Source organism: Pseudomonas sp. EYE_354 (assembly GCF_023148575.1).
Taxonomy (GTDB): domain Bacteria; phylum Pseudomonadota; class Gammaproteobacteria; order Pseudomonadales; family Pseudomonadaceae; genus Aquipseudomonas.
In genome coordinates, this window is record NZ_JAHXNQ010000028.1 from 1 (window position 1) to 26,998 (window position 26,998).

19 protein-coding genes are annotated in these 26,998 nt (G+C 63.4%); 1 reads left to right on the forward strand and 18 read right to left on the reverse strand.

Going from position 1 to position 26,998, the window contains the following annotated elements; translation table 11 throughout:
- From KZX66_RS25775 to KZX66_RS25860, 18 genes are all read right to left on the reverse strand, one after another.
- A partial coding sequence (locus tag KZX66_RS25775) for a transposase (protein WP_248084025.1) occupies nucleotides 1-400 on the reverse strand: 400 nt, incomplete at its 3' end.
- A 64-nt stretch (nucleotides 401-464) separates the two neighbouring features.
- A complete protein-coding gene (gene pgaD / locus KZX66_RS25780) occupies nucleotides 465-947 on the reverse strand; it encodes a poly-beta-1,6-N-acetyl-D-glucosamine biosynthesis protein PgaD (protein ID WP_248084026.1) in 483 nt (160 codons plus the stop codon).
- A gap of 2 nt (nucleotides 948-949) precedes the next feature.
- Entirely contained in the window at nucleotides 950-2,290 is a 1,341-nt protein-coding gene (gene pgaC / locus KZX66_RS25785) for a poly-beta-1,6-N-acetyl-D-glucosamine synthase (RefSeq protein WP_248084027.1), read from the reverse strand.
- 2 nt (nucleotides 2,291-2,292) lie between these two features.
- Complete coding sequence (gene pgaB, locus KZX66_RS25790) at nucleotides 2,293-4,290, reverse strand: poly-beta-1,6-N-acetyl-D-glucosamine N-deacetylase PgaB (RefSeq protein WP_248084028.1); 1,998 nt, start codon at nucleotides 4,288-4,290, stop codon at nucleotides 2,293-2,295.
- A 12-nt stretch (nucleotides 4,291-4,302) separates the two neighbouring features.
- On the reverse strand, nucleotides 4,303-6,783 hold the full coding sequence (gene pgaA, locus KZX66_RS25795) for a poly-beta-1,6 N-acetyl-D-glucosamine export porin PgaA (RefSeq protein WP_248084029.1): 2,481 nt from the start codon (nucleotides 6,781-6,783) through the stop codon (nucleotides 4,303-4,305).
- A 301-nt stretch (nucleotides 6,784-7,084) separates the two neighbouring features.
- Nucleotides 7,085-8,581 carry a YdgA family protein gene (locus KZX66_RS25800; RefSeq protein ID WP_248084030.1) on the reverse strand — a complete coding sequence of 499 codons (1,497 nt, stop codon included), beginning with the start codon at nucleotides 8,579-8,581 and terminating at the stop codon, nucleotides 7,085-7,087.
- Nucleotides 8,582-8,728: 147 nt separating this feature from the next.
- Nucleotides 8,729-9,361, reverse strand: a complete 633-nt coding sequence (locus KZX66_RS25805) for an NADH:ubiquinone oxidoreductase subunit N (protein ID WP_248084031.1) — start codon at nucleotides 9,359-9,361, stop codon at nucleotides 8,729-8,731.
- A gap of 79 nt (nucleotides 9,362-9,440) precedes the next feature.
- Nucleotides 9,441-10,883 carry an efflux transporter outer membrane subunit gene (locus tag KZX66_RS25810; protein WP_248084032.1) on the reverse strand — a complete coding sequence of 481 codons (1,443 nt, stop codon included), beginning with the start codon at nucleotides 10,881-10,883 and terminating at the stop codon, nucleotides 9,441-9,443.
- Nucleotides 10,880-11,770, reverse strand: a complete 891-nt coding sequence (locus KZX66_RS25815) for an efflux RND transporter periplasmic adaptor subunit (RefSeq protein ID WP_248084033.1) — start codon at nucleotides 11,768-11,770, stop codon at nucleotides 10,880-10,882. Before KZX66_RS25815 ends, KZX66_RS25810 begins: the two co-directional genes overlap by 4 nt.
- The gene (locus KZX66_RS25820; RefSeq protein WP_003187469.1) at nucleotides 11,767-11,976 is read right to left on the reverse strand and encodes a DUF1656 domain-containing protein; all 210 of its coding nucleotides are present in this window, start codon (nucleotides 11,974-11,976) and stop codon (nucleotides 11,767-11,769) included. Before KZX66_RS25820 ends, KZX66_RS25815 begins: the two co-directional genes overlap by 4 nt.
- Nucleotides 11,973-14,051, reverse strand: coding sequence for an FUSC family protein (locus tag KZX66_RS25825; protein WP_248084034.1), 2,079 nt, complete (start codon nucleotides 14,049-14,051; stop codon nucleotides 11,973-11,975). Before KZX66_RS25825 ends, KZX66_RS25820 begins: the two co-directional genes overlap by 4 nt.
- The gene (locus KZX66_RS25830; RefSeq protein WP_248084059.1) at nucleotides 14,048-14,458 is read right to left on the reverse strand and encodes a MarR family transcriptional regulator; all 411 of its coding nucleotides are present in this window, start codon (nucleotides 14,456-14,458) and stop codon (nucleotides 14,048-14,050) included. Before KZX66_RS25830 ends, KZX66_RS25825 begins: the two co-directional genes overlap by 4 nt.
- 418 nt (nucleotides 14,459-14,876) lie before the next feature.
- Nucleotides 14,877-15,122, reverse strand: a complete 246-nt coding sequence (locus KZX66_RS25835; protein ID WP_248084035.1) for a DUF2789 domain-containing protein — start codon at nucleotides 15,120-15,122, stop codon at nucleotides 14,877-14,879.
- 9 nt (nucleotides 15,123-15,131) lie between these two features.
- Nucleotides 15,132-15,743, reverse strand: coding sequence for an adenylyl-sulfate kinase (gene cysC / locus KZX66_RS25840; RefSeq protein ID WP_248084036.1), 612 nt, complete (start codon nucleotides 15,741-15,743; stop codon nucleotides 15,132-15,134).
- Nucleotides 15,727-17,241 carry a TolC family protein gene (locus KZX66_RS25845; protein WP_248084037.1) on the reverse strand — a complete coding sequence of 505 codons (1,515 nt, stop codon included), beginning with the start codon at nucleotides 17,239-17,241 and terminating at the stop codon, nucleotides 15,727-15,729. Before KZX66_RS25845 ends, cysC begins: the two co-directional genes overlap by 17 nt.
- A 41-nt stretch (nucleotides 17,242-17,282) precedes the next feature.
- Nucleotides 17,283-23,606 (reverse strand): Ig-like domain-containing protein, encoded by a 6,324-nt coding sequence (locus KZX66_RS25850; protein WP_248084038.1) that lies wholly within the window; start codon nucleotides 23,604-23,606, stop codon nucleotides 17,283-17,285.
- Between the two features lie 52 nt (nucleotides 23,607-23,658).
- Nucleotides 23,659-24,492 (reverse strand): sulfotransferase, encoded by an 834-nt coding sequence (locus KZX66_RS25855; protein WP_248084039.1) that lies wholly within the window; start codon nucleotides 24,490-24,492, stop codon nucleotides 23,659-23,661.
- 118 nt (nucleotides 24,493-24,610) lie between these two features.
- The gene (locus KZX66_RS25860) at nucleotides 24,611-26,215 is read right to left on the reverse strand and encodes a glycosyltransferase family 39 protein (RefSeq protein ID WP_248084040.1); all 1,605 of its coding nucleotides are present in this window, start codon (nucleotides 26,213-26,215) and stop codon (nucleotides 24,611-24,613) included.
- A 178-nt stretch (nucleotides 26,216-26,393) separates the two neighbouring features.
- Between KZX66_RS25860 and KZX66_RS25865 the strand changes: the two genes are divergently transcribed.
- Nucleotides 26,394-26,981, forward strand: a complete 588-nt coding sequence (locus KZX66_RS25865; RefSeq protein WP_248084041.1) for a tail fiber protein — start codon at nucleotides 26,394-26,396, stop codon at nucleotides 26,979-26,981.
- Nucleotides 26,982-26,998: the final 17 nt, after the last annotated feature.

Below are 26,998 nucleotides of genomic sequence, written 5' to 3' on the forward strand. Positions count from 1 at the left end.
GCGACAAGCCACGGTCGCCCAGATAGCCATTGATCACGCCGAGAATACCAGCGGCCAACTCGTGCTTTTCCAGCAGGCGACGGAAGTTGAGGATGGTAGTTTCATCTGGGATCCGCTCCAGGCTCAGACCTGAAAACTGGCGCAAGATCGTCGTCTCGTACAGCGCTTCTTCCATCGCAGGATCGCTGTAACCGAACCAGTTCTGCATGAGATGAACCCGCAGCATCGCCATCAAAGGATTGGCCGGACGCCCCCCTTCGCCCGTCGGGTAATGAGGTTCGATCAGGGCAATCAAACCCTTCCAGGGTACGACCCGATCCATCTCGATCAGAAACAATTCCTTGCGGGTCTGCTTGCGCTTACCGGCGTACTCGGCATCGGCGAAGGTCATTTGCTTCATTGAAAAGCTCGGCGATTGGTGTCCGGAAATTTTGCCAAATCAGGAAGTCTTTTTCAGGATTTCCTTAGCTGGCGTCTTTGCTCTGATCCTTGCCCGGCACGAGGCTCAAGCCGGGCTTTTCCACGTCGCGCGAGACATGGGCTTTGACTTCCGACACGCCGCCGTCTTCGTCGTTGTGGATCACCAGAACGCCCGGACGGCGCAGTTGCTCAAGGTCGCCCTCGGCGAGGCTGAAGCTCTCGCTCAGGTTCTTGTCGGTGAGGGCCTTGGCCTCGGCGCGGCGCTGGGCGAACTTGCGCCCTTTGCGTTGCTGGTAGCGCGCCCAGGAGACGAGGATCACGGCGTTGAACACGGCGATCCACAGGTAGATCTGCAAGGTGTTGAGCGCCGCGAAGATCGGCGCGTCGAGGCGCGGGCCACCGTGAGTGCCGAGCATTGAGGAGATGCCGCGCCACAACAGCCAGACCAGTCCGGCCCAGGCCATCAAGGTCAGGATCACGTCGATGACCCACATCACGGTACTTTGGCGAGTTCTGACCAGTTTCATGATCACGCCTCCTCTTCAACAGGTTTGATACCGCGATCCGGGCTGACCCAACGCGCGCGTTTCTGGTGCTGGTTGAACAGCACCTTGGGGAAGCTCACCAGCGTGGTAAACAGGCTGACCAGCCAGAACACCATCGGGTACCACACCGTCCAGAACAGGGTTTTCCACAGGTCCTTCTCGTAGCGACGGTCGATCAGGATGCTCACCGCAAACTGCACCAGGCACACCATCGCCAGTACCAGCCCGGTAAACGCCGGCGGCATCAGAGAGTCAACGGCAATGGCTTGAGGCAGCGGGATGAATTTCCCCACGCCCCAGAAAATCACCGAGAGCATGAACGTGAAGGCCCAACCGGTGGACAGGCAATACTCGAACAGCAGCGGCCACAGGTAGCGATGGCGCCACTGCCAGATGCCGCGGATGTTCTTGAACAGCACTTCGGCGCCGCCCTGGGCCCAACGCAGACGTTGTTTCCACAGGCCACCAACCGTTTCGGGCATAAGGATCCAGCACAGCGCGCGCGGCTCGTAGAAGATGCTCCAGTGGTCGAGCTGCAGCTTCCAACTGACGTCGATGTCCTCGGTGATCATGTCGGTGCTCCAGTAGTCGATGCGGTCCAGCGCCTTTTTACGGAACGCCACCACCACACCCGACACCGTGAAGATCCGCCCGAACACGCGCTGGGTGCGCTTGATCAGGCCGATGATCGAGGAGAACTCACCCACCTGCACCCGACCAATCAAGGTCGAGCGTGTGCGGATCCGGGGGTTGCCGGTGACGGCGCCCAGACGTGGGTTGTCGAGCATCGGCGCGACCAGATAGGCCGCCGCGTTTTTGTCGAGCAACGCATCACCGTCGATGCACACCAGGTACTCGCTGCGCGACGCCACGGCGCCCATGCGCAAGGCCACGGCCTTGCCCTGGTTCTGCGCCAGATGCAGCACGCGCAGACGCGGGTGTTGCAGTGCCAGGGCGTCGAGCACCGCAGCGGTATTGTCCTTGGAGCCGTCGTTGACCGCGATCACTTCGATGTTCGGGTACAACTGGCCCAGCGCCGCATGGATGGTGTCGGCGGCGTTATCGCCTTCGTTGTAGCAAGGGATGATGATCGAGATCAGCGGGTTGCCGGCCAGGGTCGGCGCCGGGGTGTCTTCTTCCCAGGGCCAGTGGCGCTCCCAGTGCAGCCAGAAGTACAAGCCGCCCGCGATCCACAACGCCGACATGAACAGTGGGTAGAAAAACACGAAGTCCATCAGGAACTGCCCGGTGACCAGAAAGATCAGGCCCAGGGGCACGCCCAATACCAGTGCCAGCACGAATAAAGCCAGGATTCTGTCAAACATGGTCAAGGATTCCATTGGTTGGAAAGGGCCGGACGCACTGTCTTCAGGTCCGGGGAGTTTTCCAGGAAGTTGTCCGGGTAGTAGCCAAAACTCGTGACACCCTGGCGCTTGAGCACACCCATCCACTCAGCCATTTGCTCGGCGGACAAGTCGGGGGCTGCCGGGGTACGCCAGTCCTTGGCTTGCAGCTCGAACACCGTTCGCTGCAGGGCACCGGGGCGGGCCTTGACCGTGGCCACCAGTTTTTCCAGCCAGGCATTGGAGTTCTTGAACGTCTCGCCTTCCATCAGCGGCATGGCCATGGGCGCGGTCCAGTCGTAGGTCTGGAGGAAGTCATCGAGGTTCTGCGCGAACCAGGCTTCGCTCTGCGGGTTGAGCATCGGCTGGGCGAAGATGTTGCGCGCGGTCAGCACCTGCGGCCCGGCGATGGCGCGGACCTTGGCGGTCAGCTCGTTGGTGAAGTCGATCAGGTAGCGGCTCTTGAAGCGCGTCCAACGCTGCATCACCGCAGGGTCGGCGCGCAGGGCTTCGATGCTGTTCGGCAGGCCGTTGGCCGCGTAGGCCTTGAGCGCCGCGGGGCTGGCGTCTTCGAAGTCGGAGAACACCGCGTCATCGTGGTACAGCACACCGTCGATCGCACTGTTGCGCGCCAGGTCCTCATAGAGCTCGCCAATGATTTTGCGCACCTGCGGGTCGAACGGCGACAGGCGTTTGTATTGATCCGGGTCGATGCCCACCTTTCCGGTTTCCGGGTCCCAGCGCGTGACGCGAGGCAGCTTGGGGTCGAGGGCGAAGCTCAGCACCGGCATCCACGCATACACCGATGCATGGGCACGGGTGTGCAACTGCCAGGCGACGCGGTTGAACAGGTCGGCGCGCACCGGCAAGTGGCGGTTGGGGAAGTACAGCGAGTGCACCAGGCCGTCGCCCTTGGGGTCGGCGAAGGCTTGCAGGAACACCGTACCGGCGCCCATGTCCACCACGCGCTGTACCAATTGGTCGAGGTTGCGCGCCTGTTGGGCAGGGTCCGGGTCGTACACGTTGTCCAGGTCCACATGCAGCACGCGCATCGGCACCGGGGTTTGCACGGCGACGATGCTGTTGGCGAAATGCTCGCCGTCCGGGTCGGAGGCCACCAGGAAGCGTGGGCTGTTCATCAAGTCCGTGGAGCTGTCGAGGCCGTCCTCCAGGGTCAGGGCCATTTGGTAGCCCTGCTCGCCGACGATCGCCAACGAAGTGCCTTTGGCAGCGCCGTAGGGCCATACCCACACCCGGGGTTTTTTGCCGGTCACGGTTTGGATCTTGTTGGAGATGGCCGCGACATCGGCACGCAGCCGCGCATCGAACTGCGCCTGGGTTTCGTAACGCCCGGTGGCCGGGTCAAAGCGCAGGGACGTGGCGGCCGGCTCGAGATTGCCCTGGGGGTTGGCCAGGATGCCTTTGTGATTGGCATCGGTGTGCGCGGCGATTTCCACCAGGCCCGACTGCGACACTTCGCGGATCTGCTGCCAGGTCAGGAACTCGCCACGCGGCCGTGGTGAGCCGGCAAAGTCCACCGGTTGGTTAAGCGGCGTGTCGATCCAGCTGCCCACCGGCGCCAGCAAGGCCGGCCAGCGATAGGCGCGCAGGATCGGCATCACACGGGTGTAGAAGCTCGAATAGCCGTCGTCAAAGCTGAGCATGACGGCCTTGGGCGGCAGCGCGGGTCCGCCACTGCGCGCGGCGAGGATCTGGTCGACGCTGACCGCCTGGTAGCCGTTCTCGCGCAGCCAGGCCAGTTGTTCGATCAACCGTTCGGTGCGCACCGCCACCACCGCCTGGTCGGGGTCGCGGTCCGAGACGTCGTGGTAGGCAATGCCCAGGAAATGATTGTTTGGCCACGCCTGTTCGCTGGCCGGGGTCGGCCGCTCGGCGGGTGGAGTGAAAGGGGCGGGTTGCTGGGCGCAGGCACTGGCCAGCAATACACCCAGAACCAACAAGCAACGGCTGAGGAAGGTCATGGTCAGGCTCTTTTAGAAACGGTAAGTGAGGTCGACGAGCAGGCGCAGATCGCGTTCGCGATCACCGTCATAAGGTCGGCTGATCAGGCTCAGGTTGGCGCCGGCGTCCAGTACATCGTTCCAGCGAAAGCGCTGGCCGTAGCCGACCAACGCCATGCCGCCGGTGGAGTAATCGCGCTGGCTGTAGGTACCGGCACCGACCTGGAACTGCTGACTCCACTGGGTCTCGTAGCGGTGATAGAGCACGTGGTTGATGTTGAGCACCGGCAACACGGTGAAATCCGACTTCGGATTGAAGTACACCGCGTCTTCCTTGCTGTTGCGGCTGGCGCCGACTTCCAGGCCCAGGTCCACTTGCACTTTCGGCGAGCTGTAGAGGCCTTCGCGGCCGCTGAGCAAGGCTTCGAGGCGGTCGTTGCCGTCGCTGAAGTGGGAGGGGCTGAGGGTCAGTTTCCATTCGCGGCTTTCGTTGGCGCGCCAGCGGATAAAACCGCTGCCGCCGTTGGCCGTGATGTCGGCATTCAGCGCGCGCAACGGCGTGGTGCTCAGCAGGTAGCCGAGGCTGCCGCCGTATTGCCAGTTGTCGTTGATGTCGCGGGCGATCGATACGGCGGCGCCTTGCTTGGTGCCATTGCCGTAGGCATGGTTGGACACCTCGGCTTCGAGGGTCATGTCACGGGTGCGCCGCTCCACGCCGACAACCTGCCAACGATGGTGGCCGGTACCTTCCTCGAAGTCGGCGGTGGCATAGCCAGCACCGGCGAACAGGCGCCAGTCTTCGTCGATGGGCGGCGTGTAGAGACGGCTTTCGATGCCCCAGTCGCGGCTGCCGGAAACGGCGCCGGCCTCGTTGTCACTGCCGCCACCGAAGCTTTTACCGGTGTAGGCTTCGACGCGCAGCTCGGCCATGTCATGCACATCGCGCAGGCGGTTCAGGCGCTGCACCTGGCGGCTGTCGGGGTTGCGGGCGACCACGTCATCGGTGAGCACGTCGAGCTGGCGCCACTCCTGCAGGTCCATGGCGGTGTAGGCCTGGCTGACTTCCAGGCCGATGTCACGCGGGGCCTGGGCTTCGGTTTCCTTGAGAATGCCTTCGGCACGCCGTGGCAGGTCGCGGGCGCGGTACATATCGGCCTGGGCCAGGCGCAGGCCGACGTTGCCTGGGGCTTTTGCTACCAAGGCTTCCAGGCCCGCTTCGCTGCCCGGCAGGTCGCCGCCGTATACGCCGGCCTGGGCCGACAGTTGTTGCGCGTCCATCCAGGCATCGTTGGGGTTGCCGACGGGCAAACCCTTGAGCTCGACCCGAGGTTTCTGACTGTTGGCCAGGCCCTTGGCAACGTCGTTGGCGTCCTCGCCTTTGTCGCTTTCCTGCAAGGTGTAGAACAAGGCGGTGGTGTCTTCGACCCGATCATCCGGCTCGGCGTCGGTGGCGCTCAGGGCCTGGCGATACAGCGGCTCGGCTTTTTCCGGCTGACGCTGGTCGAGGTAAGACGCAGCCACCCAACGCACGGCGTAGGTCGGCAACTGCACGCCTTCGCCTTTGAGGGTTTCGTATTCGCGGATCACCTCGGCGGTACGCGCCCGTGCCTTGAGCGCGCCGAGGCGGTCGATGCGCCAGCGCACCACGTCATCATGGGCGGTGGCGTCGGGGGTCCAGTGGGCGATCAGCCTGTCGTAATCGGTCAGGGCCCGGTCGGCAATCACATAGCGGTCTTTCTCGCTGCGCGTGGCGAACTCGGCCATGCGCACGCGCTCGGCGGCGAGGTCGCCTTCCAGGCGGCGCTGGGTCACCGGGTCGAGCAGGCCGGGACGCTGGGCCGACAGGCGCAACGCGGGTTCCGGCATCCGCGCCTTTTGCAGGGCGATGATGTATTCGCGGGCGACCTCCGGTTTGTCGCCGGCGCGGATAAACGCCTGGTCGAACTCAAACAGCGCGTCGTAGTTCAAGCCGGCACGGGTCAGGGCGTAGCCCAGGGCCATGCGTCGGTTGGGGTCATCAGGCTTGGCGGCGACCAGCGCGCGGGTGCGTTGCACGGCTTCGCTGGCCTTGCCGCCGTCGGCCTGGGTCAGGGCCAGGCCCAGTTGCAGGTCGATGTTGTTGGGCTCACGCAGCAGTGCCTGGCGATAGACCGCCTCGGCCTGGGCCCACTGCTTGCCGTTGCGATAGGTACGCGCCACCGTGGCGAGCGCCTGGGTACTGAGGTTGCGATGTTTACCCTGGGCCTCGTACACCTTCAGCACTTCGGCGTCCTGGCCGGCCCAACCGGCAATCACCAGGTGATCGCTGACCTGGCCTGGCGTCTGGCGTTCGTCGGACAGCTGGCGCAATTGGGTCAGTGCAGGGGTGAAGTTGCCGTTGCGCGCCTGAATAATCAGCGCGTCATAGGCCGGATCGGCCATGGCGAAAGTGGGCATCAGCAATTGGCCGCATAAGGCTGCGCCGATAAGCAGTCGCAACCGGCCTGATGCACTGAGTGGTAGGTTTCGCAACATATCGTGAGCTTCCTTACACAAGGAAAGCTGTAACGATAGGTGGTCCTGAGCGAATGGCTGCAGGGTGCCGGCGTCTAATGACCCGACCTAGCTTTCCTGTAGGAACTATCCCTTAGGAGAGTAGGAAGAAGTCCGATTCAGAACAATTGTTCAGAATTGCGGCAGATTCTGGAAAGGTGAATGTGGGAGCGGACTTGCCTGCGACAGCGCGGTATCCGGCGGCTTCAACGCCAGCCGTTTGACCTCTGTCGCGGGCCCCGCCCGCTCCCACACTATTTATTTTTGCTTGATGGCAAAATAGTTACTGCGCGCCGCTCACCGCTCCCACTTTGGCCATGACAAATCCAATGAACTGCTCAACCGTCATCTTCTGGCCGTTGAACGTCACTTCATTGTTGGCGTAGTGCAGTTTGGACACCACGTCGCTGCCGACCAAGGTCGCCAACTGAGTACCCACCGCCATGCCGCTGACCATCTCGGCGGCCATCTGCGACTGCTGCTCGATCGCTTTAGGGTCGGTCACACCACCCAGTTGCGCTTGCAGCGCGGACACATCGGCAATCATCGGTTTGGACAGCGTCAGGTTGGCATCCAGCAGCGCGATCATCTGCTTGCCCAGTTCAACCGGGGGCAGTTCCATGGACGCCGGCTTGGCCAGGTCCACCAGCAGGTTGAATTTGCTTTCGCCGTGGGTGGTTTTCAGCGAGAGGTTTTCCAATGCCACCTGCGGCTTGGCCGCCAGTACCTGGTTGACGTTGGCTTCGGCCAGGGCTTGCTCGGCTTCGGTCAATTGCAGTTCAGGAACCGGTTCGCCTGCCGCAGCGGCGGCTTGCACCGGCTGCATCTTGTCCTGATAGAGCTTGGTCAGCACCAGCATGGCCGGGATGTCGACGTTCTTCATGCTCAGGGCCATGGCGGCCGACCCAACGGGTTTGCCCTGGTAACCGATCTCGTCGATTTTGTAGTCGACACGGCCGGCCAGGTTGTTGTCCTTGGTTTCGCTGGTGTCTTTTTGCTCGAAGCCTTTGACGGTCAGCACGGCTTTCTGCGGGCCGAACGTGAACTTGCTGTTGGTCAGCTCAATGGTGTTTTGCCCGGTGTAAAACCCGAAGGTGGATTTTTCCAGGTTGCTGGCGATGGTCAGGCCAGCCAGTTCGGCTTCGAAGTGTTCACCCTTTGCATCCACTGCCGCGACCTTGAGGCTGTTCATAAAGCCATCGGCCTTGACCTTCTGGCCTTCGGCGGTGCCGTCGAAATTCATGTTGGCGCCGGAGAAGCTCACCGACGAGGTGTCGTCCTTGAACTCCAGCGGCAACAGCTCGACGTTGCCGCTGACCGAACGGGTGTAACCGATATTGGCCACGCCTTTGAGCGGCGACACGTCTTTGGCGGCGGCGAACCACTTCTCGGTGGTGGGGTTCTTTTCCAGTTCGTAGTGACTGGTGGCCATGACCGGCAGCCATTTGAGCGTCACCAGACGCGAGAACGGCAGCGGGCCGTGCTCGATATGGTCGACGAACAGCAGTTCGGGATTGGGGTTTTCTGCGCCGAACACCGAGCCTTGGCCCTTCAGGCGATAGTGCGCGGTGCTGCTGAACACGCCACGGTCCAGGGAGACCAGCTCCAGGGCCACGGTGCCATCGACGCCGGCCATGGAGGTCTGCAGTTCCTTGTTGGCGTTCTGGATCGCGGTTTGCAGCACCGGTTCCAGTTGTTTACCGGTGTACCAGGCGCCGCCTGCACTGACGACGCCAACGGCGACAACAAAACCCAAAAGAACGACTGCTGGCTTATTCATGAAGTGACCTGATCAAATCCTGTGAGAAGTGGGCTTTCTTCCTTGAACCCTGTAGGGGTTGGCTCAAGCCCGCCGAAAGCGGGGGGAAGATTAGCACTGGCGGCCACAAACGGCCCAGCCTTTCAGAGGGATCCGTTCAGGAGTAGTTCACGAATACTCCAACTCGATTTCATCGAGCTGGTGATCAAAGCTCTTCAAGCGCGCCGTCCAGGTGTACACCAGCACCTCAAACTCGCGGTGGATCACCGCGTTGCCGGGGGTGTCCGTCTTGGGATCGCAAAAATCCAGCTGGTAGCGTTCGCGGGCCATTTGGGTGGCGACGTCGGACAATTCCCGCGCGTTATTCAGCCAATGCCTACCATCGGCGACCTGCTTATCGAGCACGACACACTGTTTTTTCAGGACTTCGAGGCTTTTTTCCAGGGGGGTGCCGGTCAGGTCGCCCATCACTTCCTGGAATGTGCGCCCCGGCTGCCAGTAGCTGCCCCAGAAATACCGGTCGAACACGGTTTCGACGCGGCGCAGCGCGACCTTGGTGTCCCAGATCGCCACACGGGTCTTGCCTTGCTCGAGGAGCTTTTTCTTGACCCGTTGATTTTGGTAAGAGGCCCACGCCACGACGCCGATGGACAAGGTGCCGATCACCAGGCAGGCGCTGTCGAGAAACACCATGGCCTTGTCGAGCTGGTGGGCGAGCATGACGCCATAGAAATACGCGGCCGATAACAACACCAGTGCGAAGAGCACGCACCAGAAAGCGGGAGCATAAGGGTTTTTCATTATTGGAATCCCCATGAGCAAACGCGAGCAGTGTCAGGCGGGCCACCACGGGTCCGCCTGTCAAAGCATAGCTATTCGCTCAGGGTTTGCTGGCTGGCGCAGCGTGCGTTCGTCCGCTTTCCCAACCGCCGCCAAGGGCCAGGAACAGGTCGATCTGGCTCATGGCGACCTGGGTGTTGGCCGCCGCCAATTGCGCGCGCATCGCGGTGTAGGTGCGCGTGGCTTGCAGGTCGGCCAGGAACGATTCGCGCCCGGCCTGGAAGAACCGGTGGGTCTGGTCCGCCGCTTGTTGGGCCGATTGCTCGGCGTCGGCCAGTGCGTCACGGCGCTGCAACATGGCGGTGTACTGGGCAAGGCCGGTCTGGGTTTCGCGGATGGCGTTGAGCACCACCCCGTCAAAATGCGCCAGGGCGCCCTGGGTCGCGGCCTCGGCTTCGTGGATGCGCGCACGGGCGCCATTGGTCGGCACGGTCCAGCTGATCATCGGGCCAAAGCCCCAGCGGTTGGTGGCCGGCTGGCCGAGGTTGTCGAGCAGGCCGACGGTGCCCACCGTGGCGCCGATGGCGATGTCCGGGTACAAGGCGCCGGTGGCGACGCCGATCCGTGCGGTGGCGGCCGCCAATTGGCGTTCGGCCTGGCGCACGTCGGGGCGGCGCTTGAGCAGCGCCGCGCCATCGCCCACCGGCAACAGTTGGGCGATGTGCGGCAGCTCGGCGCAGTTGCCGGTGCCCGCCGGCAGTTGGTCCACCGGCTTGGCCAGCAGCATCGACAGGCGGAACAGTCCCGCCTGGCGCGCCGCCTGGTAGCGCGGCATGTCGGCGCGCAAGGATTTGTATTGGGTCTGCGAGCGGGTGACCTGGGTTTCATCACCCCGCCCGGCGTCGCGCAGGCGCTGGGTCAGCCGGGTGCTTTGGGCTTGCAGTTCCAGAGACTCATTGGCAATCGCCAGCTCTTCGTTGGCTGCGCAGACCTGGGTGTAGGAGCGCACCACATCCGCCACCAGGGTGATGCGCGCGATATCGGCCGCAGCCTGGGCCGCATCGGCGCTGGCCTGGGCGCTTTCGATGCCGCGTTGCAGGGTACCGAACAGGTCAAATTGATACGAGGTGGTGATGCCCACACTGCCGATGTTGTCGACCGGGACTTTGTCCGCCAGCAGGAACGCTTCGCCGGACTCCTGCAGGCGCTGCGCCTCGGCCTTGACGCCCGCACTCCAGCCACCGGCGGATTGCGCCTGTTGGGTCTGGTAACGCGCGCGCTGCAGGTTGGCGGCGGCCACGCGCAGGTCGGTGTTGGAGGCCATGGCCTGGCGCACCAGCTCATCCAGGCGCGGGTCTTGGTACAACTTCCACCAGTCGCCAGGCACGGGCGCGGACACCACGTTTTTGCCGTCCACGGGCAGTTGGCCTTGCAGGTCGCTACGGTTGACGGCGGCCTTGTCCGGCACCTGGTAATCCGGGCCGACCACTTGACACGCCGACAGCAGCAACCCCAGTGCGACCGTGGTCAACAGCTGCTTCATGGCCGGGCTCCGTGATCGGGTTTATCGCCAATGATCGACACCGTGGCCGTGCGCCCGGCGATCATGCGGAAATCCGCCGGCACGTCGTCAAAGGCAATGCGCACCGGAATTCGCTGGGCCAGACGCACCCAGCTGAACGCCGGGTTGACGTTGGGCAGCAGGTTGGAGCCGCTGCTGCGGTCGCGGTCTTCGATGCCGGCGACGATGCTCTGCACATGGCCGCGCAGGCGGGCGTTGTCGCCGATCACGCGGATGTCCACCGCCATGCCGACGTGGATACCGTCGAGCTTGGTCTCCTCGAAGTAACCGTCAATGTGGAAGGAGTTGCTGTCCACTACCGACAGCACCGGGCGACCTGCGGTCACGAACTCCTGGGTGCGCGGCGCACGGTCGTTGACGTAGCCGTCCACCGGGCTGCGGATCACCGAGCGGTCCAGGTTCAATTGCGCCGCATCCACCGTCACTTGGGCCTCGGCCAGCGCGGACTGGGCGCGGGCCACGCGGGACTGGCTTTCTTCCAGTTGCTCACTGGGCACCAGGTTACCCAGGCCACGGTTGCGCTTGTACTCGCGCTGGGCCTGGGCCAGGGTTTCCTGGCGGTCGGCCACGGCGGCCTGGGCTTGACGCAGGGCCAGCTTGAAGCGGTCCTGGTCGACGGCAAACAGCACCTGACCCTTGCTCACCAACTGGTTGTCGCGCACGTCCACTCGCTGGATCAGCCCGGACACGTCCGGGGCGATCTGCACGATATCGGCACGGATGTGCCCGTCGCGGGTCCAGGGCGCAAACATGTAGTACATGACCATGCGCCACACAACGACGACCGCGAAGCTCACGATCAACAACGTCAGGACTACACGGCCGATGGTCAAAAAAGGTTTTTTCATGTCATCAGGTATCGACTGAGTGAGTCCACCGCACCCAGCAACAGCGCGTAGAGCCCCACATTGAACAATGCCCGGTGCCAGACCAGGCGATAGAAGTGCATGCGCGTCAACAACCCGTGCACCACCAGAAACAACACATACGTAATGCCCATCAGCACCAGCAGCGTGGGCAGGAACACCCCGCTGATATCCAGATCACCGATCATAAAGGCGCTCCATCAGGCAGCGGCGCCTGCAGTTCGCTGCCGCCAATAAATTCGACGCCAGGCAACAGCGCCAGGCGCAGGCCGGCCAGGGCGTGCAACAGGTGCAGGCGGGTATCGTCTTCGTCCTGCAAGCCCTGGCCGTTGAGGGCGCGGCGCGTGCGGTCGAGGGTCATCAGCAGACCGCTGGGCGCGGGCAGGCGTTCACCGGCCTTAAGGCAGGCCTTGTAGTAAGCGCCGACGCCTTCGACCACTTGGTTGAGCAACACCCGAGGCACGCCGAGGATGCGCGGCGAGTAGGCCAACAGGTCGAGCAGGTTCAGCGCCACGCGCAAGTCGCGCAGTGCGCTGCCGGTGTCCTGGCCGGTGAGGGCCAGGCGCGGCAGGTGCTGCATCAAACGGTCGAGCATTTGCACAGCCAGGTGCCGGTGCTCGGCCAGGGTGGCGGGCTCGCTGAGCCCGACGATGTCGCGCCAACTGAAGCGGGTCAGGCGCCTGGCGGCGAATTCGGCGCCGAAAGGCCGCGCGACCAGCGTCCACACAAACGCAAACAGCAGACCCACCGGGCCGGCCAGGTTGACGTTGGCGAAGTTGAGGAAGTCCGCGTCGTAGGCACCCTGGATGCTGATGAATGACGACGTGTTCACCAGCGTCAGCAACATGCCCAGGTAGAACCGCGGCTGCACGGTGAGGGTGCCGATGCAGATGAACGGCACGGCGAACGCCAGCACCAGCATCGGGAAATCGTGCAGGTTGGGCAGGACCAGAAACAGGTACAGGCTGGCGAACAGCACCGACATCGCGGTCCAGAAAAAGAACCGGTAGATCTGCGGCGCCGGGTCGTCCATCGATGCGAAAAAGCTGCACGCCACCGCCGCCAGAATCACTGCGCTGCCGCCGTCGGTCCAGCCCAGCAGAATCCACAGCACGGAGGCGACGATGATCGCCGTGACGGTGGAGAACGCCGAGTAGAACATCAGGCCACGGTCGAGGAACGGCGTAAGCCGGCCCAGGCGCCAGTGACGGTAGACCGCGCGCCAGGTGTCCTGGCTCTCGCACTGAATGGCCGCTTGCAGGCTGCGGCAGTCTTGCCACAAATCGATCCACTCGCCCAGGCGGTACAGCGCGTTGGAAAACAGCAAAGTGTGGCGGTCGTCCAGCGCGTCGCCGTGGGGCTGGAGCGCGTCGACCTGGTCACGCAGGGCACGCCAACGTTCCAGCGGCGCGCTTTCGGTCGTGCTTTCCAGCCACTGCCGGGTGGCGTCCAGCAGCGGCGTGAGCTGCTCGAGAAACTGCGGCGCCCGGTGTTCGATGGCGTACAGCGCATCGTCGAGGGCATCCACCACTGGCAGCAGGTGAATCATCCGTCCGCGCAGTTCCTTGGTGTTGCGCACTGTCTGCGGCCGCGCGCCTTCGTGGGGCAACTGGCCGATCATCAATTCGAGGGTGTTGAAGGTCGCAACCATACCGCTGCGCAGGGTGCTGACTTCTTCGGGCTGCACGTTGCGGGTCAAAAAGCGCTGGCTGTAGACCTGGGCATCGGCAAACCACTTGGCCACCGAGCCGTCGAACACCGGCATCAGGCGGCGCGGCCAGAACATCGCGCCCACCACGGCGGCCACCGCGATGCCGAGGAAGATCTCTTCGGTGCGTGCTTCGGCCACGTCCCACACCGCCAGGGGGTTATCCACCACCGGCAGGGCGATCAGCGGCAAGGTATACCCGGCCAGCATCAGCGCGTAGTTGTTGGCGGTGCGCAGGTGCATGGAAAGGAACAGCAACGTGCCGGTCCACAACGCAATTACCACCACCAAAATGTAGGGCGACTGCACGAACATCGGCACAAACAATACCGCCGCCGCCGCGCCCATCAGGGTACCGATGGCGCGGTACAGCGCTTTGGAACTGGTGGGACCGACAAACGGGCTGGAAACGATATACACCGTGGCCATCGCCCAGTACGGACGCGGCATTTGCATGAGCATGGCGATGTACAACGCGATCATCGACGCGGCGAAGGTGCGCACACCGTAAAACCAGTCACGGGCGGGTGGGAAGCCGGTAAAAAATCCGCTCACAGCGTTGCCGCCTCGAAAGCGCGCAGCACACGCAGCGCGGCTTCCATATCGGCGTACGCCACATCGGCCAGCACTTCACGACGCAGGCGCACCAGTTGCGCTTCCACCGCCTGCACCAGCTCACGGCCACGCTCGGTGAGGCTCAAGGCCTTGGCGCGGCGGTCGTGGGCGTCTTCGGTGCGGCACACATAGCCGCCGCTGCACAGTTGATCCAACAGGCGCACCAGTGACGGGCTTTCCATGCCGGAGGCCTGGGCCACTTTGACTTGGTGCACCCCGTCGCCCAGGCGGCCGATCATCAACAGCGGCACGGCGCAGGCTTCAGAGATGCCATAGCTCACCAGCGTGTTCTGGCAGATTTTGCGCCAATGACGGGCGCCCACCACCATGCTGCTGCTGAGGTTCATCTGGAGTTGTTCGAGGGATTGGGGCATTGGATAGCTTGCATACAGTTAGTTTGCTAACTATCAATATGGTGGAGAGATCGAATTGCGTCAAGTTTTGAAACAATTTAGCGATGGGTGGGACGGTTCAATGGTGACCGCGCAGGGCCAATGTGGGAGGGGCTTGCTCCCGGTAGCGCCGGGCTGCGCAGCAGCCGTAAACCTGCGCCTCGGTTAATCCTGACACACGGCGGAGGTCTTATTGAGGCGGCTGCGCCGCCCGGCACTACCAGCACATTGAGCGCCAACAACGCCTCCAACTCAGGCGTTCGCGCCACGGTGGCGCAGTACCCAAGAAAAAAATCACTCAGCCGATTAGAGCCCAGATGTTTTTTACTGCTCACCATTTTTTTTACAAAACCACAATTTCCAACAGATTTTTTTACACTCCTCGCCCACCCCGCAACATCAGATTCAACTCATCGACCACTTCGGCCCAATCCGCATCCTCCAGGACTTCCTCACGCAAAAACGCTTGCTGGCTTTTCGTCCAGAAAAACGCGTCCGCCAGGTGCAGCTCCGGCTTGAGCGGCGAATGGGCCGAGACGAACTGCTCGATGCTGACCGGGTCATCCGGCAAACCCAGCTGTTTGAACAGTGACGGCAAGCTATGCACAGGCGATTCCATGGCGGACTCCTAAGAAGACGATTCCGCGCAGTCTAGCCCAGGCGCCAGCCAGGCCAGCAAGCGCTCGACGCATTGCTGCGCCGACAGCACACCGGTGTCCAGCATCAACGCTGCATCTGCAGGCGGCTCGTAGGGTGAGCCGACGCCGGTGAATCCCGGCAAGTCGCCCCTTCGCGCACGGGCGTAGTGTCCTTTGGGGTCGCGCCCTTCGCACACCGCCAAGGAGGCGTTGCACCACACTTCGCGGTAGTCAGTGCCCAGGCGATCGGCAAACACCGCACGCAGTTCCACCAGGGGCGCAATCATCGCCAGGATCACGATTTGCCCGTTCGCCACCAGCAGCGCCGCCAGTTCGCTGGCGCGACGGATGTTTTCCTCGCGGTCGCCGTCGGCAAAGCCCAGGTCTTTATTGAGCCCGCCACGCAAGGCATCGCCGTCGAGCACGATGCTTTGCCGGCCTTGTTCGAACAGTGCGGCGTGCAGCCCCTGGGCCAGGGTCGATTTACCCGAGGCAGGCAAACCGGTAAGCAGGATCGCCATGCCGCGATGGCCATTACGCGCCTCACGCTTGAGGCGCGTGATGCTCGCCGTCGGCGCCACCAGGTTAGGGGGCAACGACACGCGGCACCGGTGCGGCGATATTGCCCGCGGCCCACGCCGATTCGCGGCTGGCCAGCGCCGTGGCGATGGTCTGCACGCGGTCAGAATCCAATTGCTCCGGCAACGGGTCGAGCCCGGCACTGGCGAAGATTTGGCCGTAGGCATTGCGCAGGTCGGCGTAGGCCAGGTCGCGGCGCAGGTCGGCTTGCAGGGTGTTGAGTTCACCCTGGATCAGGTCCAGTTCGCCCAGGCCCGCCGCTCGGTGCCGGTTGCGCAGTTGGGTGAGGATCTGCCCATCGATGTTGGCCAGTTGTTCGTTGGTCTTGAACTGGCGCACGGCGTCCTGATAGTTGGCGTTGGCGACGTAGACTTGCGCCAGCACGGCAATCGACATGGCCTGGCGCCGCGCGGTGGCGACCTCTTCACCGGCCTTGGCCACGTCGATGGCCGCCGGAGCGGAGATCACGTTGAACAGGTTCCAGGTGATCTTGGCGCCGTAGTCAGCCCAACGGTTGTCCACCAGAAACGAGTTGCTGTCGTAGTGCCCGCCGGCGGAAAACTCCAGGCCCGGCAACAGGCGCAGCATGGCTTTGCGGGTTTCGGCAGCACTGATGCGGGTCTGGTAGTCCTGCTCACGCAGTTCCGGGCGGTTGGCCAGGGCTTCCTGTTCCAGGCTGCTCAAATTGACCTTCAGTTGCGGCACCGTGTAGTCGTCCGGGGTGGCCAGTTTCAGGTCGGTGCCCATGGGCAGGTTGATCAGGGTGGCCAGCTCGGTCTTGGCCAGGGACAGCGCACGGCGTTGCTCCTGCAATTGGCGCGTGGCTTCGATCAGCGAGCGCTGGTAACCGAGGGCCTGGACCGGGTCGCCGATACGCTGCTCACTCATGCTTTGGCTGTCGACCTGTGCCTTGTCGACCCGCGCCATCAGGCTGTCGATCTGGGTCAGCAGACGTTCGGCCGCCACGGCGCGCCAATAGGCCGAGCGCACGTCCTGGACGATGGTGTTGATCACTTTGCGTCGGCGTTCCTGAATGATCAGGCGCTGGTCGCCCTGCTGCTTGGCGCTGATGTAGCTGACGCCGAAGTCGAGCACGTTCCACACCATGGTCAGGTCCGCCACGCGGCGGTCGCGGTCCTGGGAGGTGGACGGCTCCAGGGACTGGGTGCCGGTGAGCACGCTCTGGCTGCTGGAGGCATTGGTGTTGTTACGCCCGGCATAGCCTGCCGACAGCGCCATGCGCGGCAGCATGTCGAAGCTGGAAAGGTCCGATTGCCGCTTGGCCAACGCTTCCTCCATCAACTTCAAGCGGCCTTCGAGGTTGTATTTCACCGCTCGGGCCATGGCCTGGTGCAGGGTCAGTGGGCCGCTGAGGGGCTCTTGATCCGTGTACATGCCGTGCAGATCGCTGCGGGCTCGCTGCTCACTGACGCTGCGTTCAATCGGTTCGCTGGTGACCGCACAACCGCTGATCGCCAGCGCCAGCAGGCTGGCGCCGAACAACTTTTGACCTGTCTTCATCCCTGTACTGCCCCTGTTCCTGCGCCAAAATTAATATCCGTTCAAGCCTGCATTTCGCTGATGCCGACCTGCTTCAGTGCGATTGCCAGGTCCATGACCTGACGCTGTTCCATGTCCTTGATCTGTTGCAGTTGCTGGCCTAGGGTCGGGGCGCCAAACACGCCACGCAAGCCTTGGCTCGCATCGCCGTTGCCCTTGATCGATTTGCTGTCGAACGCCTTGAAGCCGCTGTCGCTGCCGCTGTTTTCGCGGTTGAACAACTCCGACAGGGTGCTTGAGCCAAACACCCCGCCATCCCCGCCACCAAAGCCGAGGAAGCCATTGCCACTGCCGTCCCCGCTGCCGTCGGTGCCGTCGGTGCTGAACACTTGGGCGATAAAGCTCGGAGACGACACGCCGTTGTTGATGAAGATGCTGCCGATAGGCGGCAAGCCCCCGCCCATTTCCCGCTGCTCGAACAAGGGCGGGAAACCAATGGGCGAGCCCAGGTCGCCACCCGGCGGGCCGAAGATGATCGGCTGCAACGGCTGGTTCGGCGCGTCCAGGGGCGCAGCCGGTACGGGAACGCGGAACAACGGATCGCCGGTGAGCGCGATGGTGTTGATCGCAAAATTGTTGGAGTTGGCAAAACCACTGCCGGTGTTACCCGCCAGGTCCGTGACCAGGCTGGCGTCCAGCGTGATGAAGTTGCTCGGGTCGTTGATATTCGCCGTCGGCGTGAGTGTTGCGGTCCAGGTTTTGCCGCCGTCGCTGCTGGCCAGGTTGGACAAGCTGCCATTGGCCACACTGAGGTCATCGAGCTCAAAGCCGCTGACTTTTTCGCTGAAGCTGAAGGTCACCGTGGTGGTCTGTCCAACCGTCAGGTTGGGGTTGGCCACGCTGATGGTGGCGGTCGGCTGATCACCATCAATCGCAAAGTTGTTGGAGATCACAATGCCGCCGCCGACGTTACCCGCCGCATCACTCACCAGGCTGGCGTCCAGCACGATCAGGTTGGTGGCATCGCTGATGGCCGCCGTCGGCGTCAACGTGGCCGTCCAGGTCTTCCCGCCATCGTTGCTGGCCAGGGACGACAACACGCCATTGGCCACGCTCAGGTCGGACAGATCGAAACCGCTGACCGCCTCGCTGAAGGCGATGGTCACGGTGGTGGTCTGCCCGATGCCCAAGTTGTTGTCCGCCACGGAGATCGTCGCGGTCGGACGCTGGGTATCGACCGCGTAGTTGTTCGAATCGGTGGTGCCCACGCCGCTATTGCCCGAGACATTGACGACACCAGTGTTGTCCAGGCTGATCACGTTGGTGGTGTCGGCAATGCTCGCGCTCGGCGTGAAGGTGGCCGTCCAGGTCAGGCCGCCGTCGGAGGAAGAAACATTGCTCAACGTGCCGTTGCTGACGCTCAGGTCGGCGTTGTCGAAACCGCTCACCGCCTCGTTAAAGGTGATGGTCACCAGGGACGTTTCGCCGAGGCTCAGGGACGTATCGGCCACCACGATGGTCGCCGTCGGCACCCGCGTGTCGATGGCGTAGTTGGCCGAGTTGGTGGTGCCGGCGCCAGTGTTGCCCGCCGCGTCACTCACACCGGCGTTGTCCAGGGTGATCAGGTTGGTCGCGTCGCGCACGCCAAGAGTCGGCGTGAAGGTCGCGGTCCAGGTCAGGCCGCCGTCGCTGCTGCTGACGGCGCTGAGGGTGCCGTTGGCCACGCTCAGGTCGGCGTTGGTGAAACCGGTCACCGCTTCGCTGAAGGTGATGGTCACCAACGAGGTTTCGCCGACACTGAGGCTGGAATCGGCCAGCACGATCGTTGCGGCAGGGCGTTCGGTGTCCACTGCGTAATTGTTGGAGTCGGTGCTGCCGATGTTGGCGTTGCCGCCCAGGTCAGTGATGCCGCCACTGTTGAGGGTGATGAGATTGCTGGCGTTCGTGACGCCCGTGGCCGGCGTGAACGTCGCGGTCCAGGTGATGCCGCCATCGCTGCTGCTCAGCGCCGAGATCACGCCGTTGGCCACCGTCAGGTCGGCACTGGTGAACGCCGTCACGGCCTCGCTGAAGGTGATGGTGACCAGCGAGGTCTCACCGGCGGCAATGGCCGTGTCGGCCACGACGATGGTCGCGGTCGGGCGTACGGTGTCGACGGTGTAGTTGTTCGAATCGGTGGTGCCCACGCCGACGTTACCCGCACCGTTGACGACGCCAGTGTTGTCCAGGGTGATCACATTGGTGGTGTCGCTGATGCTCACGCTCGGGGTGAACGTGGCTGTCCAGGTGACGCCGCCGTCGGTGCTGCTCAGGGTGCTGAGTGTGCCGTTGACGACGGTCAGATCCGAATTGTCGAACCCGCTGACCGCCGAGTTGAAGGTCACGGTGACCAACGACGTCTCGCCGATGCTCAACGTGGTGTCGGCAATCACAATGGTCGCCGTCGGCACGTTGGTGTCGACCTGGTAGTTGTTGGAGGCTGTGGTGCCGGTCCCGGTGTTGCCCGCCGCATCGCTGACGCCGGTGTTGTTCAGGGTGATGACGTTGGACGTGTCGCTGACCCCGAGGGCTGGCGTGAAGGTGGCCGTCCAGGTGAGGCCGCCGTCGCTGCTGCTGACCGCGCTCAAGGTGCCGTTGGCGATGCTCAGGTCGGCGTTGGTGAAACCGGTCACGGCTTCGCTGAAGGTAATGGTGACCAGTGAGGTTTCACCGACGCTCAACGCCGTATCGGCGACCACGATGGTGGCGGTCGGGCGCTGCGTGTCGATGGCATAGTTGTTGGAGTCGGTGGTGCCGCTGCCGACGTTGCCTGCACCATCCATCACGCCGGTGTTATTGAGGGTGATCAGGTTGGTGGCAGCGTTGACGCCCGCCGATGGCGTGAAGGTCGCGGTGTACGTGATGTTGTCGCTGGTGCTTAGGCCGCTCAGGCTGCCGTTGGTGACGCTCAGGTCGGCCAGGCTGAAACCGGTCACAGGCTCGCTGAAGGTGATGGTCACCACCGATGTTTCGCCAACAGCAATGGCGGTATCGGCAACCACGATGGTAGCGGTGGGGCGCCCGGTGTCGATGGCGTAGTTATTGGAATCGGTGGTGCCGCTGCCGGCGTTGCCCGCCGCGTCAGTCAAGCCGGTGTTGTCCAGGGTGATCAGGTTGCTGGTGTCGCTGATGCTGGCACTTGGCGTGAGCGTTCCGGTCCAGGTAATGCCGCCGTCGCCGCTGCTCAGACCGGTGACCGTGCCGTTGGCGACCGTCAGGTCGGCGATGGTAAAGCCTGTCACCGCTTCGTTGAAGGTGATGGTCACCAGCGAGGTTTCGCCGATGCTCAGCGCGTTATCGGCCACCACGATGCTCGCGGTCGGCCGCTGCGTGTCGACCGCATAGTTGTTGGAGCTGGTGGTGCCGCTGCCGCTGTTACCCGCCGCGTCAGCCACGCCGGTATTAGCCAGGATGATCAGGTTGGTGGCATCGCTGACGCTGGCGCTCGGGGTGAGCGTCGCGGTCCAGGTGATACCGCCGTCGCTGCTGCTCAGCCCGCTCAGGATCCCATTGGCTACCGTCAGGTCGGCCAGGGTGAAACCGGTGACGGCCTCGCTGAAGGTGATGGTCACCTGCGATGTTTCGCCGATGCGCAGCGCGGTATCGGCCACCACGATGGAGGCGGTCGGGCGCTGGGTGTCGACGGCATAGTTGTTGGAGTCGGTGGTGCCGCTGCCGGCATTGCCCGCCAAGTCCGCAATGCCGGTGTTATCCAGGGTGATCAGGTTGCTGGTGTCGCTGACGCTGGCACTTGGTGTGAGCGTCCCGGTCCAGGTGATACCTCCGTCGCTGCTGCTCAGGCCGGTGACCGTGCCATTGGCGACCGTCAGGTCGGCGGTGGTGAAACCACTCACAGCCTCGGTGAAGGTGATGGTCACCCCAGAGGTTTCACCCACGCGCAGCGCGGTGTCGGACACCACGATGGTGGCGGTCGGGCGCTGCGTGTCAACGGCGTAGTTGTTGGAACTGGTCGTCCCCACGCCAGCATTGCCATTGAGGTCCGCCACGCCCGTGTTATTCAGGACAATCAGATTGGTGGCGTCGGCGATCGTCGCATCCGGTGTCAACGTGGCCGTCCAGGTGATGCCGCCGTCGCTGCTGCTCAGACCGCTGATCAAGCCGTTGGCGACGTTCAGGTCTGCCGCGGTAAAGCCGGAAACGGCCTCGGAGAAGGTGATGGTCACCGTCGAAGTTTCGCCGATCCTGAGGGCAGTGTCGCTGACCACGATGGACGCCGTGGGCGCCACGGTATCGTTGACGATGTAGTTGTTCGAGTCGGTGCTGCCCACGCCGGCATTACCGGCCAGGTCGGCAACGCCGGTGTTGTTCAGGGTGATGATGTTGGTGGTGTCGGCGATGTTGCTGGCTGCCGTCAACGTGCCGGTCCAGGTGATGCCACCGTCGCCACTGGTCAAGGTGCCGACGCTGCCGTTCTGCACGGTCAGGTCGGCCGCAGTAAGGCCGGTCACGGCTTCGGAAAAGGTGATGGTCACCGCCGAGGTGCCGCCGGAGTTGAGGTTGGTATTGGCCACCACAACGGTAGCCGTGGGCGGCGTCTCGTCCGGCACATAATTAGTGTTGAGGGTGCCGCCGTTGCCGTAGATGTTGGCCACCGACGCAGGCGAAACACCTGCGGTGCCCGCACTGGTCCCCCCCACACCACTGCCGCCAACGTTGCCGGCCAGTGCGGCGAAGTTGGCGGCGGTCATCAGGATCGAGCCTTTGTTCCAGATGGCGCCGACACCGACACCACCCGCACCGCCCGCCTGAAGATAGCTGCCGCCAGCCCCGCCGCCGCCACCACCACCGCCGGCGCCGACGTTGTTGGAAATGGTCGAGTTGCCGATGATCCGCAGGGTCGCGCCGGTATCGTTGTAGATACCCCCCACGGCGCCGCCACCGGCACCGCCGATGTCGTCATACCCGTCACCGCCGCCGCCACCGCCGATGGACAATCCGCCACTGCTGGCCGTCCCCCCCGCCGAACCGGTGCTGTAGCCCGGATACGCCGCACCGCCCGCGCCACCCGTGGTGGAACCGCCACGCCCGCCAATGTTGAAGAAGCCGCCACCCGCGCCGCCCTGCCCCGCAGTACCATTGCCGCCCGTGGAGTTGAGCGTATCGCCGCCCTTGCCACCGGTACCGCCTGTGATCGCGCCGCCGCCACCACCGCCACCACCGGCGTATTGCGGCGTTACGCCGCCGCCACCACCACCGCCCGACGCGGCGTTGGCGGTCACCGTGACGTTTCTCAGGGTCAAGGTGCCCGCGTTGTAGATACCGCCGCCCTGGGACACCAGCGCATCGTCGCCGCCATTACCGCCATTGCCGGCCGCCATGCCTCGAGTAATCACCAGGCCATCGAGGGTGGCCGTGGTGCCGGATGTCACTTGCAGGATCTGGGTGCGGTACTGGCCGTCGAGCGTCACGTCGGCCACGTTGTCGTTATTGAGGTCGCCGTCGATGGTGATGTTCTTGTCGACCACCAGCACCTGGGTCAAGGCGACGGTCATGGTGCTATTGAACGTGACAATGTCGCCGTTCTGCGCGGACAACAGCGCCGCACGCAGGGAGCCCACGCCGCTGTTGAGGTTGTTGGTGGCGGTCCAGGTGGCCAGGCCCCATTGATACTCGCTCATGGCACTGGCCGACAGCACGTTGGCGCTTTCGATGTTGCCAGTGGCGATTTCCAGATCCCAGTCGCCGCCCAGGCCGGTGCGGTCGGTTGACGCTGCCACATCGCGGCCGGTCAAGTGCGCCAATGAATCCACCAGGCTCTGGCCACGCTCGCCTTCGGCGGTGTAGCAGCCATAGATCAGGATATCGCCGCCGACGTTCATGTCCTGACCGATCCGCGCCAGCACATCGCCGCGAGCCTGCACGTTATCCGCCGACAGGTAACTGTTGCCCAGCCACAGATCGCCGGCATTACCGTGGGCGATGATCTGCACCGAGCTCACGCCCTGGTGGCTGTCCAGGTAATCGGCGATCTGCTGCAAACCGTCCCTGGTCGCATCCAGTTGTACCACCTGGGTACCGGGCGCCACGCCTTCGAGCAGGCTGGCGGAATCCTTGACTCTGGAATCGATGAACAACACGCTCTTGCCCGGTACCGCCGCCTGGGTCGCATCGACCTGGCCCTGGGGCGCGTGCGTGTCTGCCGGCTGGTCGGTGGTGGCAGGCTTGGCCGCTTCGGCCGTGGGTTGGGCATCCGGCTGCGCGGCATCGGCCACCGTTGCCGCCACCGCGCCGTCGAACAGCATTCGCGGCTCCAGGAACATGATCATTGGCGATGCCAGGGCCTGTGTACCCTCGGTTACCCGCGATTTGCCTTTGCTCCACCACATGACGATCACCTGGACTCGAACGCTTTGAACACAGAAAAAAGAAACGCCACCGTCAGTTGACGGCGGCGTCGGTTTTCATACGAATGACATTGGCCGCACTGGCAGCCCCATCGCGCCAGAACGACAGCGCAGCGTACTTTTCAAACAGGTCCGGCGGTAACAGGGTGCGCCGGGCCTGTGGCGCAACCTTGGGTTTGACCTTGTGCAGGCCGGCAAGCCCCAACGCCTGGTCGAAGGCCGGCGCGTCGTAGGTCAGGTGGTTGAAGTCATGTTCGAACCACGGCTCGCCGATGAACTCGTACACCAGCCGCATCACCCGCTCCGGCGCCTGGCTCAACAAGTCGTAATCGACCACCAGCAACGACTCGGCGTTCTCGCCGTAATACGCCTCTTTGAGCGCGGTCCAGGCAAACCCCACCAGGCGATTGCGCTGGGCCAGGGTTTCGCAGCGGCTGTAGACGGTGTTGCGCTCGTCATCGTCGTTGAACAGCTTGGTGTTCTCGAACGGATTGGCGCGGTACAGGCGCTCAAGACTGTCCAGGACCCACGCGACGTTGCGCACGCAGGCGATCACTTTGGCCTGGGGAAACAGGTCACGCAGCGCGGGCATGCGCGCGCACCACTGGCGGTTGGTGTCGAACACCACCGGGGTGGAAGCCTTGTCGGCGTAATAGGCGTCGAATAACCCGCGCAGCAGACGGCGGCGGGTGTCGGCGTCGATCACCGAGCCGAACTCACTGCCGGCGCTGCACTGCGCCAGCACCCCATTGAACAAGGGGCTGACCGGGCTGCTCATGCCGGCGTGAAAACGCGGGTTCTGCAGCAGAATCGCGGAGAGCAGCGTTGAACCCGAACGCGGCAGTCCGGAGATAAAGTGATACTGCATCCTTTCACCACTTTCGTAGGACAAAATTCCATTTGTGGTGAGAGCGTAGCCGAGGATTACCGTATCAACTAGTGGTCATTTGCCATTATTTTGGTATGCCGTTAATGCCAAACGGATATTAGTCGCAGCCTGCAGGTTGCGATGCACCTGGCCCTCGGCACAGCACATAGAGCCGCGCCCTCGCCCCGCCGCCGTCCTGTTGGCTGATCAAGCGCCAGCCCTCGGGCAAGGGCGCAAAATCGTCGGGTGCTTCGTTGCCGCTGATCAGCCAGACGCGACGCGTATTGGCCGGCAATTCCGATAAGCGGTCGAGGTAGATGCGTCCGCCATCCTGGTCCACCAGGGTGCCGAAGCCATAGGCATTCGGTCGGGTCGGCGTGCCATTGGGTTTAGGCGGGGTGTAGAGCTGCAGTTGGGCGTCGGTCTGGTCGTAATAGACGTAGCTCAGGTACCACATCATGTCGCTGAGGACGATGCGGTCGCCTTCCTGGTAATTGCGATTGACGAACTCCACAGGCACGTTGAACTGGTCGTGCTCATCCACGGTGAAGTTGTTCTTCAACCCCAACACCTCAACGCCGACGAACAGCACGAACAGCGCAGCCCCCAGCAATGACAGGCGCGACGGTAAGCGGTCGATGAGCACCGCCACCAGCATTGGCAAAGCCAGGGCATACACGGTGAGGTAACGCTCGATAAACACCGGCGAGATAAACGACACCCCGTACACCAGCAGTAGCGGCAGGAGGAAAAACAGCGCCAATAGCACGGCCGGACGGTCCGGCTCGCGGTCCCGCCAGGCGGTCATGCCCACTGCCGCGATCAACAGCAATGGGAACAGCCAGAACAGCGGCCTCCAGAAGTCCAGGCCTTCGTCCTGAAGCACGAATTGCCAGATCATCGACGGCACGGAGAGCAGGCCAACCGGTTCTTCCCAGCCGATATCGCCACCGACCTTGAGTTGGTCGACGTGCTGCACCAGATCCAACAGGTTCGGCAGCCAGGGCAGGTAAAGCAGCACGATGGCGACGTTGGCCAGCCACCACTGTCGACGCGCAATCAAGCGTTCGCCGGGCTGCTGGGCGTTACACAGCACAGCCAGCCAGGCCCAGTGCACCAGCACGCACAGCGCAGTGAAATAGTGGGTGTAGAAACCCGCGCACATCAGCAGCACATAGGTGGCCAGATAGCGCATGCGAGCCGGTTGACGCACCCAGTACACCAGCGCCAGCGTGGCGCCCAGCAGCCACACCCCCAGCAGGGCATACATGCGCACTTCCTGGCTGTAGCGCACCGCTGTGGGCAGCAGCGCCAGCAACACGCCGGCCAACACCGCCGCGCGCTGGGTCGACAGCTGGCGGGTGAGCCAGATCCCCAGGCCAACGACCACCACGCCTGGGGTCGCGCTCATTCCGCGAATCGACCAGATCCCGTCGCCAAACAGCTCGATCCAGCCGCGCAGCATGAAAAAATACAGCGGCGGGTGCACATCATGGGCGGCGTGAAACCACAAGTCGTCCAAGGCGTATTCGCTGAGCAGCAGGCTGGAGCCTTCGTCGCCCCAGATCGCCGCAGCGGTCAGGCCATAGAATCGCAGGGCCATGGCCAGCCCCAGGATCGGCAGCCACCACAACCGGCTGAGCCAGCCAGCCCCCGCCCAGGCGCCGTTGAACGGGGCAACGACGTGAGCCTTTTCGTTTTGCTCTACCACAGACCGTCGCACCTCAAATTCCTCAACAACCGTACATGCGCAAACTCGCGCCACTCTAGGTTAAACGGGCCGCCTGCGCTTGCTGTTTCGCAAGGCTCGGGCAGTACGTCAATCCTGCGTCTACGCTCTGCGATGACGCCCACTCGAGTGGCGTCACACCCTATAGAGCCTCTACAAGGATGAACGATCCATGGAAGTATTCATCGGCACTATCCAGCCCTTCGCGTTTAATTTCGCCCCCCGAGACTGGGCCTTGTGCGCCGGTCAAACCCTGCCCCTCAGCCAATACCAGGCGCTGTTCGCCCTGATCGGCACCACCTACGGCGGCACCGGCACAACAAATTTCATGCTGCCCAACCTGCAAGGTCGCCTGCCGGTCGGCCAGGGTGCTGGCGCTGGCTTGACGCCGCGGGTTATTGGCCAAGTCTCCGGCACCGAAAGCGTCACTGCCACACTGGCCAACCTGCCCGCCCACACTCATGGCACCACAGCGCTCAAGGCCAGCACCTCGGTGCAACTGGCGAATGCTGCCAGCAATCCTGCCAACGCGCCAACCACCACCAACTCGTTCATTGGCGCGTCCGGCACCGGGCCAGGCAGTGCCACCATTTACTCGGACCAACAGGGCGCCAGCCCGGTGCCGCTCAACGGTGTGAGCACCACCGTGACCGGCACAATTGACCCCGCCGGCCAAGGCCAGCCCATGGGCACCATGAACCCGTTCCTGGTGATCAACTTCAGCATCGCCCTCAACGGGCTCTTCCCAACACGCGACTGATGCCATCCCTTGGCCGA